This is a genomic window from uncultured Apibacter sp. (assembly GCF_946479295.1).
Classification (GTDB): Bacteria; Bacteroidota; Bacteroidia; order Flavobacteriales; family Weeksellaceae; genus Apibacter.
Window position 1 is genome coordinate 1 of sequence record NZ_CAMLFD010000015.1, and the last position, 19,125, is coordinate 19,125.

Consider the following 19,125-nt stretch of genomic DNA (forward strand, 5'->3'; position numbering starts at 1 on the left):
AGGTTTATTAAAATTTAAACACTGTTATTAATTATTTTACTACACATTAGTAGTTTCTTAAAGACCGAGGCGGAACAAATTGTTCCGCCTTGGTCTTTTTTATAAAAATGGAATGTATTTTTCAACGATATTGGCGATAGGTATCATTCAACTATAAACATTATGTTAAAATCTGACATTGAATAACAAATATCTATAAATATAATTAAGTTAACTAATCGACATAAAAACAATTTATTAAACAAAAATAAAAATAAACAAAAAAAAATAAACAAACAGTATAAGTTAAGTATTATAAATACATATATTTGTGAGTTTTATCATTTTAAAATATTAATTTAATATTATCACTACTTTTATACCATTAAAAATTAAAAAATTACTAATCCTATTAAAATGTATTTTTATGAAAAATTCTCTACTTTTTTTATTTTATTTTTTTTCAATAATTTACTTGCATTGTCAAGTAATATACAAGGAAAGATAAAGGCTACAACAAATTTAGGTCGAGGAGTTGGGCATCTTATCCCTAATATTGGAGCGGCTTTAATAGTCATTGATATAATACAATTACTAATAGAAGTTTACGAATTTGATAAGAAAAATAATAAAGTAATCTTTAAAGGATTTGGTAGTGGCGGGAGCTTTGGAGGCGGTGGCAGTAGTGGATATTGGTAATTTTATAATCAAATTATTATGATTGATAACAGACTACAATTATTTTTAGAAAAAGAATTACTATCAAAAAAAGACAAAAGAATAGTTTTTACACCTGATATGAAACTATATAAAGACTTTGGCTTAGTTGGAGACGATGTAGACGATTTTTTGATACATTTTACAAAAGAGTTTAATATTGCTGTAAGTAATAAGTTTAATTTTGATGAAAGATTTTACCCCGAAGCGTACTCAATAACTGATGTTTTTAAAAGTATATTTAACAAAGTTAAAAACATACTTTCACAAGAAGCAATTAAAGAACCTGAATTAAAAGACTTAAGCATTGCAGAATTACAAGAGGCTATTAAAACGGGGATATTAAAATAGTTTTTTCATAAGTTTGTGAAAAAGGGTTAAAAAAGCCCCACTCGCCAAGTTTGTTGTACGGTATTTTTCAGGTTTCACAATTTAGTGAAATAATAAATTTTATTTCTTTAATAAAGTAATTACACCGCTCAACAACATTATAGAACGGTTTGTTTTTATATCTGAGAACTTTATCAATCGTGAATACTTTTGCTTAACGAAATTATTAAGCAAATTATTTTTCTCGTTTGACTAAATTGTCAAACGTGTAACTCAATAATTTTCTTGAACTACTCAATTTACTAAATAGTACGACGATTTGACAAAGTTGTCAAAACAATTATATAAAGGTAAGCCAATAAGTGAAAATAATATCAAAAAATACATTATTACCCGTAATTATTTCGTTGAATGTAAAACAACCTTTTTTTGATTCACCAAATTTAGTGAATCAAAAGTTTACTTCAATTACTTACCTATTTTGTGGAACAAACAAAAACAATCTTTAATAGGTTTTCAACAAATTTATTGAAAACCTTAAATAACTAAGTTTAATAAAAAACATAACATTATAACAAAAGAAATTTTGCTTTTTATTACTTTTTACAACTTCTAAAGTAAAAACATTTTGAAAACTAGTAAAAAAATTTCCCGTATAACATGGTGGCAATACCCGAAAGGACTACAAGCGATATTTTTTACCGCTAGGACACCTAATTTATACAGGTTTATATTTCCTAAAGTAAAAACATTATGCAAAAAAATGCAACAAAAAACAGTATTCCCCCTTGTTATTTAGAAAAGATTAAAACAAACTCCAAAACAGGTAAAAAGTTTATAGAGTTTGAAATTTGTAATTATTGGCACTTATACAGGTTACAAACTTCAATTTTAAATATTTGTATAAACATATTGCGTTTAAAAGATGAAAATATGTTAATAACCACAAATCCTGAGGATGTAACTAATTTACTAGAGATACAAAGAGAGTTGTTAGATTATGCACCCTTTGAATTTTTAGACAGTTCTTTAAATATTAATTAAATAGCGTTTAAACAACCTTTAAATAATTTATAAAAGCGCTTTAAATTTTTAAGGTGCTTTTTTATGTTTTATAATTGGGGGATTATTTTAATTAAGACATCAAACAAATTTTACTAAAAAATACTTTTTACTTCATTTTTCGGCTTGATGTCGGCGTATTGTAAAAAGAAAAAGGCTTAAATCATTTACAGTCAAATGTTTAAGCCTTTAAAAACGTACCCCAGACGGGACTTGAACCCGTACAGCCTAATGGCCACAGGATTTTAAGTCCTGCGTGTCTACCAATTCCACCACCGGGGCTTAGTATTATTAAATTTTAATTATCAAACCTGAGCGAAAAACGGGACTCGAACCCGCGACCCCGACCTTGGCAAGGTCGTGCTCTACCAGCTGAGCTATTTTCGCGCTTCAATTAACGTCTCTCTTGTAATTTGGTTTGCAAATATAGAATTGATTTTTCTTTTCTGCAAACTTTTTTTTCAATTTTTAAACTATTTTCATAATCAATTTACTTACACGATTAAGTATCAATTTATTAAAATTGAAAAATTATAATAACATAAACCCTAAAAACCATTGAGAACTTTTGCTTCTATCTCTTTTATTTATCTTCATTTAAAAAAAACAATGGTTTTTTTATTAATTGTTTATATTTGTCAAAAGTTATTCTAAAATATAAAAGTGAAAGCAAGAAAGGAATTTATAGCAGGTATAATAATAATTGTAACCTTAATAGCTTTTTGGTGGTTATTTAAATTTTTAAAAGCACAAAACATTTTTACTAACCAAAATACCTATTATATAAAGTATAATAAAGTTGAAGGTTTATCAAAATCCAAAAATGTAAATATAAACGGATTGAAGGTAGGTATGGTCGAATCTATTACCCCGGTCCCAACCAAAACAAAAAATATTAGTTTCATTGTATCCATAAATGTAGACAAAGATTATAAATTTTCTAAAAATTCTGTTGCTCAAATTGTTACTAGCTTTATGAATGGAGCAGAAATTAACTTAGTGCTGGCAGAAGATCAAGCAGAAATTGCGAAATCAGGTGATACCCTAAAAGGAAGTTTAGTTCCCGGTTTAATGGATCTCGCTGAAGAAAAGATAAAACCTATCAGTGACAATGCGAATACAGTATTGATGCGGTTAGACTCTACCTTGGCCTCTACTAATAAGCTTCTTAATGAAAAAAACAGACAAAACATAGAAGCTTCTTTAGCTAATTTAAACAATGCTATAGCTGAATTCAATAAATTAGGTAAAGGTGCAAATCAATTGCTCGCCACTAATTCATCTAAAATTACTACGGCTATAGACAATACGAACAAGATGTTGGTTACTACTAATTCAACTGTTGAAAAATATGGAATGATGGCCGATAAGCTTAACAAAACTGATTTGGATGTTGCTGTTAAGAAGCTGGAATCCACTTTAAGTAATCTTAATGATATATCAAGTAAAATTAATTCTGGAGAAGGTACCATGGGGAAACTTATGAATGATCCCGGATTATATTCAAATTTAACTCAAGCTTCTAAAAATTTGAGCGTTTTATTGGATGATTTAAAAACCCATCCAAAAAGATATGTACATTTTTCAATCTTTGGGGGAAAAGATAAAACCAAAAAAAAAGAAGAGCCGATCAACTAACAATAAATTCTGTTATGGGTTTGAAGATCCGTTAATAAGCTAATTATGGATTACGTACAGAACATCATATTCTTACTTCTTGCTTTTGTTGGAATTGGATTGTTCATTCGTAATATTCTTAAAATAAAAAGAAATATTCTATTAGGCAAATCTGAAAATCGTTCAGATCATATTGCTCAAAGGTGGCTCTTAGTTTTAAGAATAGCCATAGGGCAAGGAAAAATGATGATTCGTCCTATATCCGGACTTTTACACATTATAGTATATTCTGGCTTTATTATTATAAATATTGAATTAATTGAAATATTTGCAGACGGAATATTAGGTACGCATAGATATTTCGGAAAAATATTACCTGCCTCTTTTTACAATTTTGTAACCGGTACGGTAGATATATTATCTTTTTTAGTATTAATTGCAGTTACCATTTTCTTTATACGAAGAAACATAACTAAAGTTTCTAGACTTAATTCTAAAGATTTACTAGGTTGGCCGCATATGGACGGAAACCTCATTTTAGCTATAGAATTTTTAATGATGCTTTCATTACTTATTATGAATGCATCCGATTCAACCCTTCAAAGAATGGGAATCGAGTACTCTTGTGGATTTTTCCCGATAAGTACTTATATTTTTGAGCAATTATTTTCTTCCTTTTCTAAAGAAAGCTTATTCATATGGCAAAAATCCACTTGGTGGTTTCATTATATAGGAGTATTATTTTTTTTAAACTATCTTTATTTTTCAAAACATTTGCATATTATATTGGCTTTTCCCAATACTTATTTTGCTTCCCTTCATAAAAAAGGACAGTTGAATAATCTGGAATCCGTATCTAAAGAAGTAAAATTATTAATAGCCCCGAATACGGATCCATACAGTGCTGAAGCGGATGATACCATTCCAGAAAAATTTGGAGTTAGTGATGCAACAGATTTATCATGGGTTCAATTGTTAAATGCTTATACATGTACTGAATGTGGACGGTGCACTTCAAATTGTCCGGCAAATTTAACCGGAAAAAAACTTTCTCCTAGGAAAATTATGATGGATGTACGTGATCGTATAGATGAAATAGGAAGAAACATTGATAAAAACGGACATTTTTTGGAGGACGGTAAACAACTTTTAGGAGACTATATCTCTACAGAAGAACTTTGGGCCTGTACTACTTGTAATGCCTGTGTAGAAGCTTGTCCGCTTCTCATTGATCCTCTTTCCATTATTATTGATATGAGAAGATATTTAGTTATGGAAAAAACGGATGCACCTAATGAATTGAATATTATGATGAATAATATAGAAAATAATAATGCACCTTGGCAATTTAGTCAAAGTGATAGAGCAAATTGGACTAAAGAGTAATTTTTTTATTTATTTTTAGAAAATAAACCACATCATGGAACGACCCATAAAAACAATGGCGGAATTTAAGGAAGAAGGCAAATCCCCGGAAATATTATTTTGGGTGGGATGTGCCGGTAGTTTTGATGAAAGAGCTAAAAAAATAACGAGATCTTTCGCTTCTTTACTGCAAAAAGCTAACGTGGAATTCGCCATATTAGGTCAGGAAGAAGGTTGTACAGGGGATCCTGCAAAAAGAGCAGGTAACGAGTTTCTTTTTCAAATGCAGGCAATGATGAATATAGAAATTTTAAATTCTTATCAAATAAAAAAAATAGTGACTGCCTGTCCTCATTGTTTTAATACTTTAAAGAATGAATATCCACAATTAGGAGGTAATTATGAAGTGTTACATCATACACAATTTTTACAATCTTTACTAAATGAAGGTAAAATAAAAGTAAAAGGAGGAATCTTTAAGGGGAAGAAAATAACTTTTCATGATCCTTGTTATTTAGGAAGGGCCAATGATGAGTATGAAGCTCCGCGAAAATTATTAGCCCAACTTGAAGCAAATTTATTAGAAATGAAACGTTGTAAACAAAATGGCTTTTGCTGTGGTGCCGGAGGTGCACAAATGTTTAAAGAACCTGAACGAGGTTCTAAAGATATTAATATTGAGAGAACAGAAGAGGCCTTACAACTTAATCCCGATATTATTGCTACAGGATGCCCATTCTGCAATACCATGCTCGCAGATGGGATACAGACTAAAAATAAAAGCTCTGAAATATATGTTAAAGATTTAGCCGAATTACTTAATGAAAACTGGTTGTAAAAGTTTAAATAATACACATAACTTATTTGGGGTAGTATTTATGAATGTGATTCTTTTATCTATAAATATTTTTTTTATTTTAAAATTTTATTAGTTTATTTGTTATAAAATAAAAATACAAACAATTAAATAATTTTATCCTATTTATATAGAATAAAACTCTAAAATATTAAATCTTTTTATTTTATATCACACATGTTCATTAAATAATAATTACTTACACTTAACGAAGTATAAATTCACATATGATGAAAAAAACAAATCAAAATATATTCTTCTTAATACTGCTCTATTTAACTACAACTTTGGGTGCCTACGCTCAAAATACTAGTGAAAATAACAGTGAATGCGAAGACACTCTCCTATCTCAAGGAAAAAGAGACTCTCTTAAAATTCAGGAATTAAAAATGCAAGTCCAAGAATTAAAATTGAGTCAAATTGCCCTACTCACTGAAAAGAAAAATATGGGTAAAACGGATTCCTTAAAAAAAGCATTACAGAAAAAGCGAATAGATTCACTACGAGCAACTACCAAAGGATTTCCTGTTGTTATCGATAGAGATACATTATTTTATCTATATGCAAGAAGAGGGGGAGTTATGCCTGCTGACCGCGCAAGTAAAGTACAGGAAGTAATACTAGCAGAAGGAAAAAAATTAAAACTTAAACCAGACTCTATTTATACCTATGAAACCGAATATGTAACCGATATAATGTCAGGTGATAAAGTTATAATTACTTTGTCGGATCAGGATGGATTATGGCAAAATTTATCTCGACAAGATCTTGCTAAAAAGTATACCTCAATTATTTCTAAAAAAATTTCTGAACTCCATTCAAAATACGGACTTCAGCAAAAAATTAAATCATTCTTAATTTTATTTTTAGTTATTATTATTCAAATAATTGCTATTTATTTTACTCAAAAATTATTTAATAAAATTAAAAATTATTTAAAAAAATTAATTAATGAAAAATTCAAAGCTAATAAATTCCTAACAAATGATCGACAGGAAGTGTTATTGGTTTCCGTAACGAAGGTAATTAAATATTCATTTATCATTATCCAATTAATTATATCTTTATTTATTATTTTTTCAATTTTTCCTGAAACAGAAAAATATGTGTATTATATTTTCAATTTTGTGAGCAACATGGCCAAAGACATGGGAAATACAATTATACATTACATACCAAATCTTGTAAAAATTATTTTTATATACCTTATTTTCAAATATATTATTAAAATCTTAAAATATTTTGCAGGAGAAATATTCGAAGAAAGAATTAAAATAAAAGGCTTTTATTCGGATTGGGCTTACTCAACCTTCAATATCCTTCGCTTTTTACTTTATTCTTTTATGTTTATAATGATATGGCCTCTACTTCCTAATTCCAATTCTCCCGCCTTTCAAGGAATATCTGTGTTTATTGGACTTATCATATCTTTAGGTTCAACTACTGTAATTGGAAATTTAATGTCCGGATTAGTTATCACCTATATGCGTGCCTTTAAAATAGGAGATCAAATTAAATTAAATGATACGGTTGGAAATGTAGTTGAAAAAACGCCTTTTGTAACACGTATCAGAACATCTAAAAATGAATTAATTACAATACCTAATTCATTTATACTTTCCTCTCAAACAGTCAATTATAGCACTTCAGCAAGAAACTATGGAATTATCATTTATTCAGATATTACAGTAGGTTATGATATTCCTCGAAAAAAAGTGGAGGATTTACTTATTGAAGCTGCAACAAATACTGAGGGGGTAATGAAAAATCCTTCTCCCTTTGTTTTAATTAAAGAGTTAGAAGATTTTTATTGCTGCTATCAAATTAATGCTTACACAGATTGCGATTTGGCTATGCCTAAAGTTTATTCAAATCTTCATAAAAATATTATTGATAGGTTCCATGAAGAAGGAATTGAAATTTTGTCTCCACATTTTTATGCAGAGCGAGATGGCAATGAAACTGTCATGCCACCGCAATATAAAAAGAAAACTAATGATTAATTTAACTAATATTATAATAAAAGGCCTTAAAAAGGCCTTTTATTTAAAATTAAAGTTTGAATTCTGAATCGTTTAATTTAGGATTTATTTTATACTTAGTAATGGTTTCTTGAATTTCAGGAAAAGTATAGGTTTTCGTATCTGTTTTTCGGATAATATTTGTGGTAATCTTAGTGGGTAATTTATATCCATTAAAATTTTTATAATCTGAATACTCTTTTGTCATCACTACTTCATTCACTACTTCATTCACTTCAATACACTCTATTATATCCTCCTTTACTTTGAAACCTGTTTTAAGATCGAAATAAACAACGTGTTTTACAAAATTATCTGTAACTATTATCTTATAAACTTCCTTACCAGCTAACATTTCCTTACCATCAAATACGGCATTGTCAGAGGTATAATATAACTCTGATATTCCTTTTAATGGTAGTAGTCTTTCTCTTAATTGATCTTCATAGTCAACAGCACTCATATTGTAAAATAGGTTTTTTCCATCAAAACCAGTTATCGTGGTTTTTCCCATAAATAAAAATTTAGATATATACTTATTAGGTGTTTTGTATTTAATTTCAAAACTCACTTTATTAGGAACATCCTTAATAGACATTTCCCCTTTAGAAACTAAGGAAGTAAGCTGTTCTAATTTTTCTTTACTTCCGGCTACAGCAATATAATAGTTATGAAGAACTGATTCTAACGTTGGTTCTTGTTCCAAAATAGTATTTGAAACTGCAGTGTATCCAACTTCTAAATTAGCTGCTTTTACTATGTACGAAACAATTATTAATAAGGTAAATATTTTTCTTTTCATTTTGTTTTTATTTAAATTCTTAAAAAAAATAATTGAGTATAATCCTAATCTTTAAACAGTATCCTTATTAACACGATATAGGAAAATTTCCTTTATTTTAATTATATTTAGGTAATATTTTTATTTTTTCACCAATTATAATTATTATTAATTATAACAGTATTTATATAAAATACCAATAAATAACGTGCAATCTTTAGTTATTTATAATCCTCTTTGCGCAATCACTTCCTTTAATACCTTTAATACCCCATCTTCATCATTAGTGTCTGCTTCAAATTTTGCGATTTCTTTCAATTTGGGATGAGCATTTTTCATTGCATAACTAAAATAACTTTCATTAAACATACCTAAATCATTTAAATAATCCCCAAAAGCCATAGTTTCATCTTTAGATATTTTTAATATTTCTTGAATTTCTTTTAATGCAAACCCCTTATTGGCATTGTTAACAGATATATCCAACCAATTTTTCCCCGATATTACTACTTGATAATTTTCACTGAGATGTTCAACAAGTGGTAAAATATTTTCTTCGGAACTATCAGAATTATATATGGCAATTTTTACAATCTGATCATTAAGTTTTTTTTGAAAATCCGCAATAATTTTTCTTTTAGGATAATAGGGAGCTATTTGCTTTTCAAATTCATAATGACCTTCTTCAATGTATGCACTGTTTACCCCACATAAAAGCATCTGTGTATCCGGTAAGGGTAAAATTAATTGTGCTACTTCATTAATTACCTCTTGATCAAGTTTATGAACAAATAATTGTTTTTCATCATGTACCACATTCCCTCCATTTTCCGCAATGAAATATATTTCATCTTTAATACTTTCAAAATCACCTAAAAGACTGTAATATTGTCTTCCACTAGCTACAGCAAATTTTATATCCAATCTTTTCAGCTTTTCATAAATTGTAAAGAACTCCTTATTTAATGTATGGTCTGAATGAAGCAAGGTGCCATCCATATCTGTTACCACTAATTTTAACTTACTGTAATCCATATAATAACTTAGTTAACTTTTAAATTATGTTTTATTGTTAGTCCATTGATAAAATCTGAAATCCTCATTCTTTTCTTTCCTTCTAACTGCACTTCATTTAAAAAATAGAACCCATCAGATGCTGCGATTTTAAGTATCTTTTTCCCTTCTATAATTACAGTTCCAATTTCTAAGATATGCTTTTCAATTTTATAATGTCCTTTATATATTTTTAAAATTTTTGATTCTCCATTAATTAGTAAATGAGTAAAAGCAGTAGGATAAGGACTTAAGCCTCTTATTAAATTATGTATTTTTTCTAAAGGTTCTTCCCACCGTATTTGACAATCATTTTTAAATATTTTAGGAGCATATTTGTATTCTACATCTTCTTTAAGAATTTGTTTTTGAGGTTTTAAAATCCCTTCTGCTAATCCATCTAAGGTTTTTACTACTAAGTGTTTTCCAAGTATTTTCAATTTATCATGTAGAATTCCTGCATCATCAGAATCATTAATTTCAGTTTTGGCCTGTAATAAAATTTCACCGGTATCAATCTTATCATCTATAAAAAATGTTGTTACTCCAGACACTTTATCCCCATTAATTATAGCAAAATTTATAGGTGATGCTCCTCTGTACTGAGGCAATAAAGAAGCATGCAAATTAAAAGTTCCTAGTTTAGGTAGGGACCACACTTCTTTAGGTAACAAACGAAAAGCAACAATTACTATTACATCGGGATTCAGCTTTTGAAGTTGGCTTACAAATTCAGGATCTTTCATTTTTACCGGTTGAAATAGAGGTAAATCATGACTCAATGCATATTTTTTAACAGAGGATTCTGCTATTTTTTGTCCTCTTCCAGCTGGCTTATCCGGGGTTGTTACTACTCCTACCACTTCATATCCGGACTTTATAATTTCTTCTAATGGAGCTACTGCAAACTCCGGAGTTCCCATATAGACTATTCTTAATGCTTTTTTTGTCATGTAAAATATGCGTATAAATTTGTATATAATACAAAGGTAAACATTGTAATTTTTCTTTTATTAATATGTTTCTCATTTTTTATCTTTTTATATTTTACAATAAGAATACATTTTCGATATTAAAAAATTCACTATATTTGCAAACCAAAAACGAATATTTTATGTACGCAATTGTAGAGATAGCAGGGCTTCAATACAAAGTTGAGCAAGACCAAAAATTGTTCGTAAACCGTTTGAAAGCTAATATTGATGACGAAGTAACTTTCGACAAAGTATTGCTTACCGATAACGGTTCTGTAACAGTTGGCGCCCCAGTTATTAATGGAGTGACAGTAGTCGCTAAAGTCTTAGATCAAGTAAAAGGAGACAAAGTAATTGTCTTTAAAAAGAAAAGAAGAAAAGGATATAAAGTGAAAAACGGTCATAGACAACAATTTACTCAAATACAAATTGTATCTATTGGCGGGTTGGAAGCACCTAAAAAAGCGGCAAAAAAAGCAGCTCCTAAAAAAGAAACAGAAGCAAAAGCAGAAGATTAATTTAATAAAGAAATTAAAGCATGGCACACAAGAAAGGAGTTGGTAGCTCCAAAAACGGTAGAGAATCACATTCCAAAAGATTAGGAGTAAAGATTTTCGGTGGTCAAGACGCCAAAGCAGGTAACATCTTAGTTAGACAAAGAGGAACAACTCATCACCCAGGTGATAATGTTGGAATGGGTAAAGATCATACTTTGTTTGCTCTAACAGATGGAATAGTAGTTTTTAGAAAAAAACAAAATAATCGTTCCTATGTTTCCATACAACCTAGTAGTGAAGCTCAGGCATAAATATAACGATTTATGTAAAAATATGAAATCCGGTCTAGACCGGATTTTTTTTATTTCTATTTTAATAGTCTTTTAATACTGATCTATAAAAACTTGTTCAAAACAGGCTTTTTACTTTAATTTTTTATTACTGTTATTTTATTTTATTCAAATAGTCTAATGGAGCCATAATGATTTTAACAACTTTAAACATACTTAAATATAGACACAATATAATAATGAGTGCGGAAATACCAAAATTTGATACTATGCCAGGATGAAAATGTAAAAAAGGAAACAATGCCACATATAATAAATATAAAAAAATGTGATGCATCAAATATATTTCTAACGTTTTCGAACCATACTTGCCAATGGTATCAGGAACTAAATTGATAACTCCAATAGAAACTACTATTGCTAAAAAATACGCTAAAATCCTATATAAGAGTCCTGTAATCCTGGAAGAATCTTGTTCAATATAAGGGGCTTCTCCAAAAAGAGAGACTATGAATTCTCTATTAACAAAGAAATACATGCAAATAAAGAATATAATTAAGAAACCTATTGTATAAATTTTATTTATATCTCTTATTTTAAAAATTGTTGATTCTCTACAATAAGCACCTAAAAGAAAATAGGGAAAAAAAGTAAATATTCTGAACAAAGGTATTTCATAATCGAAGAATCCTATACAAAGAGGAAAAATAAAAGACAAACTTAGCAAACTGTATTTAGAAAATTTATCTTTAGCTAAAAGGAATAGAAGACGCCATACTAATAATCCGATAATATACCATCCTTTAGGTTTAGCGAAAAAGATAAGCCATTCTTTAAAATCTAAAAACAATAAGGGAAAAGAATAAATAAATTGGAATATTGTAAACGTAATTATAAGTGATATAAATGATTTTTTATATTTTCCCAAATTTATATTTTTTGAAAAATATCCGGAAACAAATATAAATAAAGGCATATGAAATGAATATATAAACCCATAAATAGCATCTTTAATACTTCCGGAATTATATTGTAAAGTATGACCAAAAACCATTAAATATATTAAACCGAATTTCAAAGAATCAAAGAGCATATTTCTTTGCATAACCGTTATATTTAAATATTATGAATAATACTATATGATATTATTTCATCTTAAATTTTATTTTATAGATTAAAAATTCTTCTTGCATTTTCTGAAGTAATTTTACCTACTTCATCAGGCATGAGCTCATAGATATCTGAAATTTTATCTGCAATTACTTTTAAATACGATGATTCATTTCTTTTTCCTCGAAACGGTGTAGGTGCTAAATAAGGGGAATCAGTTTCCAAAACTATATTTTCTAGAGGAATTTCTTTCAAAAATTTATCAATTTTTCCATTCTTAAAAGTAACTACTCCACCTATACCTAAATAAAACCCCAAATCTATAAATTGTTTTGCTTGCTCTAAGTTTCCACTAAAACAATGTACTATCCCATATAAATCCGAATCCTTCTCTTTTTCAAGAATTTCCAATGCTTCTTTAAAAGCATCTCTTATATGAATTATTATAGGCAGCTTAAATTTCTTAGCTAAATTTATTTGTTTAATAAAAGCATATTTTTGCAATTCCAATGTAGTAGTATCCCAATATAGATCTAAACCGATTTCTCCAACAGCTGCAAATTTTTCTTCCAATAACTTATTTTCTACAAAAGCTAATTCGTGTTCGTATGTTTCTGATTTCACATCGCATGGATGAAGGCCGATCATTAAAAACATATTTTCAGGATATTTATTTTTAAGATCTTCCATTTTATTATAATATGAAGAATTTATAGATGGAAGGTAAAAACGTTGCACTCCTATATCCATAGCTCTTTGGATAACTTTATCCCTGTCATGATCAAACTTTTCAGAATATATATGAGTATGGGTGTCTATTAGTATCATTCCTTTTATCTTTTTAATGTTATAAAATTATTACTAGGATTTAATAAGATTCATTCATTCTATTTCTTAATTCCTGAAATTCTTCTTTAAAAGCCATAGGGGGCAGAAACGGCTCCAAATCTTTAATATGTTTTAAAATACTATACAAAAACTTCTTATATGCTATCGTATGTTTATTTTGAATTTTATGTTGTAAAGAAGTATTTACTTTTTTTACCATTTGCATAGTAGTGTAATCTTTAGATGATATATGAGCTGTCTTAAATTTTTCCCAAATATATTTAATAGCTAGGTCGTTCGGATGAATCATATCTTCCTTATAAAAGCGATAATCTCTTAAGTCGTCCATCATAAATTCATAGGAAGGAAAATATTCACAATTATCGTACGATTCAACTACTGAATGAATAGCACATAATAATTTTGACTTACTCTTATTATTTTCAATAATTCCATCTTTTATATGTCTTACAGGACTTAAGGTAAAAAAAATTTTCATTTCTTTTTTACCCATTTCTGTCAACATTTCTATAATATTTTTAAGAGAAGTTTTTATTTGATGCTCTGCTAATAATATTTTAGAAAAATTTGAATTTGGTATTTTATGACAATTGGCAACTATTATATCAAATTGAGTTAATTTATATACAAATGAGGTTCCAAGAGTAATTATAACCATGTCTGTTTCTTGTAGAAAACTGTTGGCTTGATGTATATTTTGATTAATAGTATTTAGAACCTTCTCTTTAGATATATCACTAAAAGAGGAATGATGATCCCAACTTAAATATAATTCTTCGTATTTAAACAGCTCTGAAGCCTGATATTCTTCTTGAGAAAAAATCCTCATGATTGCGTTTTCTATGGCTAAGGGATGAAATATAACTCCAAAAGGGTTATGCATCACCGAAAACTTATATTCTGAAAGCTTATTGGAAATTTCAGTAGCAAAACAAGAACCTATAGTAAATATTTTACTTTTGTAATCAATCTTAATCGAATTATTAGGATTATATGGCAATTCTGTTCTAAATATCATACGTACTAATTATCCCTCACTAATAAATAATCTATTAATTCATAAAACATCTTTTTCTTATTTGTATCTGCCTTAACCATTTCTAAATAATTTTTTGCCTGATCAGAATAGTGTTTTATTAATTCCATACAAGAGGTAGCAACATCCAATTCTTTAAAAATAGTCAAAACTTCGTTGGTCTTATCCTGACTTGCTTCTATAACAGCATACCAATGATTTAATTTTCTTTTTTGATTTTCATTAGCCTTTTGTTTGGCTAATATGTATAAAATAGTTTTTTTATTTTCATCAATATCGCCGGCATGTTTTTTACCTATAGTTTCTTGTTTTCCAAATACATCTAAATAATCATCCATTAACTGAAATGCAATTCCTAAATGACGACCAAATTCATACATATTTTTCGAATCTTCAACCCCAGCTTCAGCCAATAAAGCTCCCATCTCCAATGCGCAAGCACACAGAACAGCGGTCTTTTTAGTTATCATATCGATATACTCATCATAAGATACCTCTTGTTGCTTTTCAAAATTCATATCATATTGCTGTCCTTCACAAACTTCTAGTGCCGTTTGAGAAAATAGGGTAAAACATTTTTTAAATAAGTGAGAATCAAGGTCTTCATACATTTGAAATGATTTTACCAATAAAGCGTCACCTGAAAGTATGGCGGTATTCTCATCATACTTTACGTGAACTGTTTTTTTACCTCTACGTAAAGAGGCTTTATCCATAATATCGTCATGCATTAAGGAAAAATTGTGAAAATATTCTATTCCTAAAGCAGGCTTTATCGCCCTTTCAATATCTCCATCAAATAGATCACAAGACATTAATAATATGATAGGGCGTAGATGCTTCCCTCCCAATGCTAAAATATAATTGATAGGATCGTATAATTGGTGAGGAGAATTAGTTAGCTTATAGTTCTCAATGGCATCTGTAACAATTAATTTATATTTATCTAAGAAAGGCATTATTTCATATTTTCTATATCTTTATACAAAGATAAGGTTTTGTAAAACATTCTTCCTATCCTTGTAAACAAATTTATTATCAAAGTTTTACATTTGACACTAATCATATTTTTTTTAGTTACTAGTTATTACATATAAATAGTATTGAAAAAAAGAAGTGTTTAAATTTTATTACATTTAGTTTTCACAAATTTTTAAACAATAAAAATGGATACATTACTAAAATTAGAAAATATAATTCCGCAAAATGAAACTGTAAGATTCTCCCAACCAATCAACTGGAAAATTAACTCCTCGCAACATTGGGCAATTATTGGTCCCAACGGATCAGGCAAATCCCTACTTATCGATATTTTATTCGGAAAATATGCTTTAAAAGAAGGAAAGATTATTTATAAAGAAAAAAAGACTTGCTTAAGTAATTACATTAAAGTGGTCGCTTTTCGAAATATTTATTCATTTACCAAAACTCAAGATAGTTATTATCAACAAAGATGGAATATCGGATTAAATGACGATACACCAAAAGTAAAAGATATTTTGTTTAAAAATGCTGACTTAAAATGGATAAAATATTTAATCGAAACATTCAGAATTGAAGATTTAATTGAAAAGAATATAGATCTTCTTTCCAGTGGAGAGCTAAGGAAATTTTTAATTATACAAACTTTGTCTACCCAACCCAGAATATTAATTTTGGATAATCCATTTATTGGATTGGATATTCAAGCAAGACAAGTTTTAGAAGAGGTTTTTCAAAATCTAAAAAATCTAAAAAATGTACAAATAGTACTTCTTATTTCGGATCTTTATGATATCTCCCCTATTATTACGCATATCTTACCTATTAAAAACAAAGAAATATTAGATAGTCTAAGTATAAATGATTTTTTAACCGACAAAAAATTACAAAATACTTTATTCACTATAAGTTTAAATGATAAAAAGTTTCTTCCAAACTTTGAAAACCAAAACAATCAAAACAATTACAAAAATGCACTATTATTAAACCATATAAACATCCGTTATGGAAATAGGACAATTCTAAAAGATTTATCTTGGAAAGTTGTAAAAGGTGAAAAATGGCTATTATCCGGACCTAACGGATCTGGAAAATCTACTTTATTAAGTGTAATAGCAGCCGACAATCCTCAAGCTTATGCCAATGATATAATTTTATTCGATAAAAAACGAGGAACAGGAGAAAGTATCTGGGATATAAAAAAACATATTGGATATGTTTCTCCGGAAATGCATCTATATTATAAAAAAAATATAAGCTGTCTTGAAGTAATTAGCTCAGGTTTTTTTGATACCATTGGACTATATAGAAAATGTAACAACGAACAAAAAAAAATATCTATACAATGGATGGAGGCTTTACACATAGAAAAGTTAAAAAACGTATCTTTTCTTACTGTATCAACCGGAGAGCAGCGTCTAGTACTCTTAGCACGCGTTTTTGTGAAAAATCCATCTCTTGTAATTCTCGATGAACCCTTACATGGATTAGACATGGGCAATAAATCTCACGTATTACGAATTATCGAAGAATTCTGTGATTCCCATAAATCATTAATTTATGTTACCCATCAGAAAAACGAAATACCAACAAGTATAAATCATGAACTTATTTTAACTAAACATTCCAACTAAGCGAATAAAGACAAAACCCTATTCCCAAAATCAAAAAAATGTTTTATCGGCATTGTATATATAAATTGAATAGGTGACCAGCTCCCCCCTAATGGTAAACCAATAAATAATATTATGAATCTATTAATATAACAAATCCTATTAGAAATATTAATATTAATTTGTTTTAAAAAACCCATATTGGAATTTACATTAAGTAAAGTGAATATAGTTATTATATTGGCAAGCCAGAACCACCTAACATAATCAATTGCTATTAAGGATATTAAGATAATAGCAAAATATTGAAATAATAGAAATGTGAAAATATATTTTGAATTTGATTTAAAATTATTATTCAAATAAATCAACATACATAAGAAAATTAATACTAGATTAATAAAAAAACCTACAAGGTAAATTGGATTATTCTTAAAAATAGAGATTTTCCATATAACGACTTCATCAGTAGAATTAAATGTCCAATATAATTTGCTTATTTGATCTAAATATTCTCCTCCGAAACCCTTCCAACTATCAATAATAACATTTGTATCCACGCCACGACCATTAAAATACAGTCCCATTAATAAAAATACAATAAATGAAGGAGATAATAAAACTATCTTTCTTACATTCTCTACACTAAAACTATTTACATTAAGTAAATAGAGTATCGGAAAAAAAGTAAAGATAAAGTATGCTTCGTGATTAAGAATCATAAAAATACTCATCAAGTTAATCACAATAAGTTTAGTATTAATATTGTCAATCTTGTTTATAACATACATTTGCAAAACAAAAAATACTATAAAAAATATATCTATGAAAAAAAACATATTAAATGCTATAACATTCAAAAGCATAAAACTCCCAAATAATATATAAAATTCGATTTTATGTTTATAAAATCCTCTTATAATCAAATAAAACAAAACAACTATTACAATAAGAAAAAAAATTATTTGAAATTTAAATGGATTTATAAATGTATATTTTGAGAAGAAATGTAAAATACTTCCAAACAATCCTCTTCTAATAAACCCATCTTGATAATTAATATAAAAAGTCGACACGATAAGAATTTTATTATTAAAATAATTTAAAAACTTAAGTATAACTTCAATTAAAATAATAAAATAAATAAATAAACAAATTTTTTTCATAATTAATTTTAACATATAAAATACAAACTTACAAATTACAATCTAAATTAATATAGGATATTTTCAATTAATATAGAATATTTTCAATTATTTAAAACTATAAAATAAAACCAATCAGTAGTTGACGCAGATCGCTATTTATCCAAAATATTAATTATCAACAAAATAAACACATCACACACTTGGTCAATCATCTAAAAAATCATTAGTTTAAAGGAATATTACCACACTATTCTTTAATTATGATTCCCAAGAAGAAGAGCTTAAACTGATAAATAATTTATATATATACCTGTGATTCATACGATTCAGAGCTAAAATATTGCTATTAAAGGTACAATAGTATCTTTTACCAATCAGGAAATAATGACTATTTGCCTATTTGCAGAGTATTATCAGAAGTATTTCCTTATCAAAAATACAAGTATCTTTCTTTCTGTTTTCCTTTACTGCTATTCTATTATATATTTAGCCTAAGATTAATCGCCAAATTGAATGCATAAAATATAATTTCTAAGAGAGTGATTACATTATTCAGAACGCAAGATTTTGATTTTAATATATCGTTAATTGACTCAATGCCTGTTATCATTTGTGCAAGACGGAATAGAGAAAGCAAAGTAGCAAAAAAATAACAGCTTAAGGATATTGCTGGTTTAAAACTTCATGCTTTGGCCTACAAAAGAATCAATATAGTTCCCTTTTCGGGAAATATCACTTTTACCTATGAAGAGGATAATGACCTGACTGTCTTTAAACAAACATGGAGATGATTAAATTTTCAACATAGTCTTATTTGGAGATAAGACATACTCTAATTTCGAATAT

General features: G+C 28.0%; 18 protein-coding genes and 2 tRNA genes. 10 read left to right on the top strand and 10 right to left on the bottom strand.

The annotated features are described in order from the left end of the window. Positions 1-459 precede the first annotated feature (459 nt). From Q0T35_RS08930 to Q0T35_RS08940, 3 genes are all read left to right on the top strand, one after another. The gene (locus Q0T35_RS08930; protein WP_295842657.1) at positions 460-678 is read left to right on the top strand and encodes a hypothetical protein; all 219 of its coding nucleotides are present in this window, start codon (positions 460-462) and stop codon (positions 676-678) included. An 18-nt stretch (positions 679-696) separates the two neighbouring features. After that, entirely contained in the window at positions 697-1,047 is a 351-nt protein-coding gene (locus Q0T35_RS08935; protein ID WP_295842659.1) for a DUF1493 family protein, read from the top strand. A 732-nt stretch (positions 1,048-1,779) separates the two neighbouring features. Then, positions 1,780-2,070 carry a hypothetical protein gene (locus Q0T35_RS08940; RefSeq protein WP_295842661.1) on the top strand — a complete coding sequence of 97 codons (291 nt, stop codon included), beginning with the start codon at positions 1,780-1,782 and terminating at the stop codon, positions 2,068-2,070. Between the two features lie 216 nt (positions 2,071-2,286). Here Q0T35_RS08940 and Q0T35_RS08945 read toward each other — a convergent pair. Both Q0T35_RS08945 and Q0T35_RS08950 read right to left on the bottom strand, forming a co-directional pair. Further along, a tRNA-Leu gene (locus Q0T35_RS08945) sits at positions 2,287-2,370 on the bottom strand. A gap of 32 nt (positions 2,371-2,402) precedes the next feature. Then, a tRNA-Gly gene (locus Q0T35_RS08950) sits at positions 2,403-2,475 on the bottom strand. Between the two features lie 276 nt (positions 2,476-2,751). On the opposite strand from Q0T35_RS08950, the gene Q0T35_RS08955 reads away from it, so the two are divergent. From Q0T35_RS08955 to Q0T35_RS08970, 4 genes are all read left to right on the top strand, one after another. Beyond that, positions 2,752-3,726, top strand: coding sequence for an MlaD family protein (locus tag Q0T35_RS08955; protein ID WP_293918190.1), 975 nt, complete (start codon positions 2,752-2,754; stop codon positions 3,724-3,726). A 45-nt stretch (positions 3,727-3,771) separates the two neighbouring features. Further along, positions 3,772-5,091, top strand: a complete 1,320-nt coding sequence (locus Q0T35_RS08960; RefSeq protein WP_295842664.1) for a (Fe-S)-binding protein — start codon at positions 3,772-3,774, stop codon at positions 5,089-5,091. 34 nt (positions 5,092-5,125) lie between these two features. Continuing rightward, positions 5,126-5,908, top strand: coding sequence for a (Fe-S)-binding protein (locus Q0T35_RS08965; protein ID WP_293918194.1), 783 nt, complete (start codon positions 5,126-5,128; stop codon positions 5,906-5,908). Positions 5,909-6,156: 248 nt separating this feature from the next. After that, on the top strand, positions 6,157-7,929 hold the full coding sequence (locus tag Q0T35_RS08970) for a mechanosensitive ion channel family protein (protein ID WP_293918196.1): 1,773 nt from the start codon (positions 6,157-6,159) through the stop codon (positions 7,927-7,929). A gap of 49 nt (positions 7,930-7,978) precedes the next feature. Here the strand turns inward: Q0T35_RS08970 and Q0T35_RS08975 are convergent, their stop codons facing one another. From Q0T35_RS08975 to fmt, 3 genes are all read right to left on the bottom strand, one after another. Then, positions 7,979-8,749, bottom strand: a complete 771-nt coding sequence (locus Q0T35_RS08975; RefSeq protein WP_293918198.1) for a hypothetical protein — start codon at positions 8,747-8,749, stop codon at positions 7,979-7,981. Between the two features lie 204 nt (positions 8,750-8,953). After that, positions 8,954-9,763: a Cof-type HAD-IIB family hydrolase gene (locus Q0T35_RS08980; RefSeq protein WP_293918200.1), complete on the bottom strand. Its 810-nt coding sequence runs from the start codon at positions 9,761-9,763 to the stop codon at positions 8,954-8,956. Between the two features lie 8 nt (positions 9,764-9,771). After that, a complete protein-coding gene (fmt, locus tag Q0T35_RS08985; RefSeq protein WP_293918202.1) occupies positions 9,772-10,734 on the bottom strand; it encodes a methionyl-tRNA formyltransferase in 963 nt (320 codons plus the stop codon). Positions 10,735-10,895: 161 nt separating this feature from the next. Between fmt and rplU the strand changes: the two genes are divergently transcribed. Next, on the top strand, positions 10,896-11,273 hold the full coding sequence (gene rplU / locus Q0T35_RS08990; protein WP_293918204.1) for a 50S ribosomal protein L21: 378 nt from the start codon (positions 10,896-10,898) through the stop codon (positions 11,271-11,273). 20 nt (positions 11,274-11,293) lie between these two features. Next, positions 11,294-11,563: a 50S ribosomal protein L27 gene (gene rpmA / locus Q0T35_RS08995; protein WP_293918206.1), complete on the top strand. Its 270-nt coding sequence runs from the start codon at positions 11,294-11,296 to the stop codon at positions 11,561-11,563. Positions 11,564-11,696: 133 nt separating this feature from the next. Here the strand turns inward: rpmA and Q0T35_RS09000 are convergent, their stop codons facing one another. The 4 genes from Q0T35_RS09000 to Q0T35_RS09015 all read right to left on the bottom strand — a co-directional run bounded on the left by Q0T35_RS09000 (position 11,697) and on the right by Q0T35_RS09015 (position 15,496). Beyond that, on the bottom strand, positions 11,697-12,647 hold the full coding sequence (locus Q0T35_RS09000) for an acyltransferase family protein (RefSeq protein ID WP_293918208.1): 951 nt from the start codon (positions 12,645-12,647) through the stop codon (positions 11,697-11,699). A gap of 62 nt (positions 12,648-12,709) precedes the next feature. Further along, positions 12,710-13,480 (bottom strand): TatD family hydrolase, encoded by a 771-nt coding sequence (locus Q0T35_RS09005; protein WP_293918210.1) that lies wholly within the window; start codon positions 13,478-13,480, stop codon positions 12,710-12,712. Positions 13,481-13,520: 40 nt separating this feature from the next. Beyond that, positions 13,521-14,519 carry a GSCFA domain-containing protein gene (locus Q0T35_RS09010; RefSeq protein WP_293918212.1) on the bottom strand — a complete coding sequence of 333 codons (999 nt, stop codon included), beginning with the start codon at positions 14,517-14,519 and terminating at the stop codon, positions 13,521-13,523. Between the two features lie 5 nt (positions 14,520-14,524). After that, positions 14,525-15,496 carry a polyprenyl synthetase family protein gene (locus Q0T35_RS09015; RefSeq protein WP_295842667.1) on the bottom strand — a complete coding sequence of 324 codons (972 nt, stop codon included), beginning with the start codon at positions 15,494-15,496 and terminating at the stop codon, positions 14,525-14,527. A 207-nt stretch (positions 15,497-15,703) separates the two neighbouring features. Here Q0T35_RS09015 and Q0T35_RS09020 point away from each other — a divergent pair, with 207 nt between their 5' ends. After that, entirely contained in the window at positions 15,704-17,152 is a 1,449-nt protein-coding gene (locus Q0T35_RS09020; protein ID WP_295842670.1) for an ATP-binding cassette domain-containing protein, read from the top strand. On the opposite strand, the gene Q0T35_RS09025 is transcribed toward Q0T35_RS09020, so the two are convergent. After that, positions 17,149-17,853 carry a hypothetical protein gene (locus tag Q0T35_RS09025; RefSeq protein ID WP_293918218.1) on the bottom strand — a complete coding sequence of 235 codons (705 nt, stop codon included), beginning with the start codon at positions 17,851-17,853 and terminating at the stop codon, positions 17,149-17,151. The two genes, Q0T35_RS09020 and Q0T35_RS09025, sit on opposite strands and share 4 nt — an antisense overlap. Between the last annotated feature and the right edge of the window lie 1,272 nt (positions 17,854-19,125).

What these genes read in the sequence shown, in the direction of transcription:
- Q0T35_RS09000 (WP_293918208.1), bottom strand. Translation starts at nt 12,647, where the DNA reads ATGCAAAGAAATATGCTCTTTGATTCTTTGAAATTCGGTTTAATATAT.
- Q0T35_RS08935 (WP_295842659.1), top strand. Translation starts at nt 697, where the DNA reads ATGATTGATAACAGACTACAATTATTTTTAGAAAAAGAATTACTATCA.
- Q0T35_RS08965 (WP_293918194.1), top strand. Translation starts at nt 5,126, where the DNA reads ATGGAACGACCCATAAAAACAATGGCGGAATTTAAGGAAGAAGGCAAA.
- Q0T35_RS08975 (WP_293918198.1), bottom strand. Translation starts at nt 8,749, where the DNA reads ATGAAAAGAAAAATATTTACCTTATTAATAATTGTTTCGTACATAGTA.
- Q0T35_RS08980 (WP_293918200.1), bottom strand. Translation starts at nt 9,763, where the DNA reads ATGGATTACAGTAAGTTAAAATTAGTGGTAACAGATATGGATGGCACC.
- Q0T35_RS09015 (WP_295842667.1), bottom strand. Translation starts at nt 15,496, where the DNA reads ATGCCTTTCTTAGATAAATATAAATTAATTGTTACAGATGCCATTGAG.
- Q0T35_RS09005 (WP_293918210.1), bottom strand. Translation starts at nt 13,480, where the DNA reads ATGATACTAATAGACACCCATACTCATATATATTCTGAAAAGTTTGAT.
- Q0T35_RS08960 (WP_295842664.1), top strand. Translation starts at nt 3,772, where the DNA reads ATGGATTACGTACAGAACATCATATTCTTACTTCTTGCTTTTGTTGGA.
- Q0T35_RS09010 (WP_293918212.1), bottom strand. Translation starts at nt 14,519, where the DNA reads ATGATATTTAGAACAGAATTGCCATATAATCCTAATAATTCGATTAAG.
- Q0T35_RS08940 (WP_295842661.1), top strand. Translation starts at nt 1,780, where the DNA reads ATGCAAAAAAATGCAACAAAAAACAGTATTCCCCCTTGTTATTTAGAA.
- rplU (WP_293918204.1), top strand. Translation starts at nt 10,896, where the DNA reads ATGTACGCAATTGTAGAGATAGCAGGGCTTCAATACAAAGTTGAGCAA.
- Q0T35_RS09025 (WP_293918218.1), bottom strand. Translation starts at nt 17,853, where the DNA reads ATGATTCTTAATCACGAAGCATACTTTATCTTTACTTTTTTTCCGATA.
- Q0T35_RS08970 (WP_293918196.1), top strand. Translation starts at nt 6,157, where the DNA reads ATGAAAAAAACAAATCAAAATATATTCTTCTTAATACTGCTCTATTTA.
- Q0T35_RS09020 (WP_295842670.1), top strand. Translation starts at nt 15,704, where the DNA reads ATGGATACATTACTAAAATTAGAAAATATAATTCCGCAAAATGAAACT.
- fmt (WP_293918202.1), bottom strand. Translation starts at nt 10,734, where the DNA reads ATGACAAAAAAAGCATTAAGAATAGTCTATATGGGAACTCCGGAGTTT.
- rpmA (WP_293918206.1), top strand. Translation starts at nt 11,294, where the DNA reads ATGGCACACAAGAAAGGAGTTGGTAGCTCCAAAAACGGTAGAGAATCA.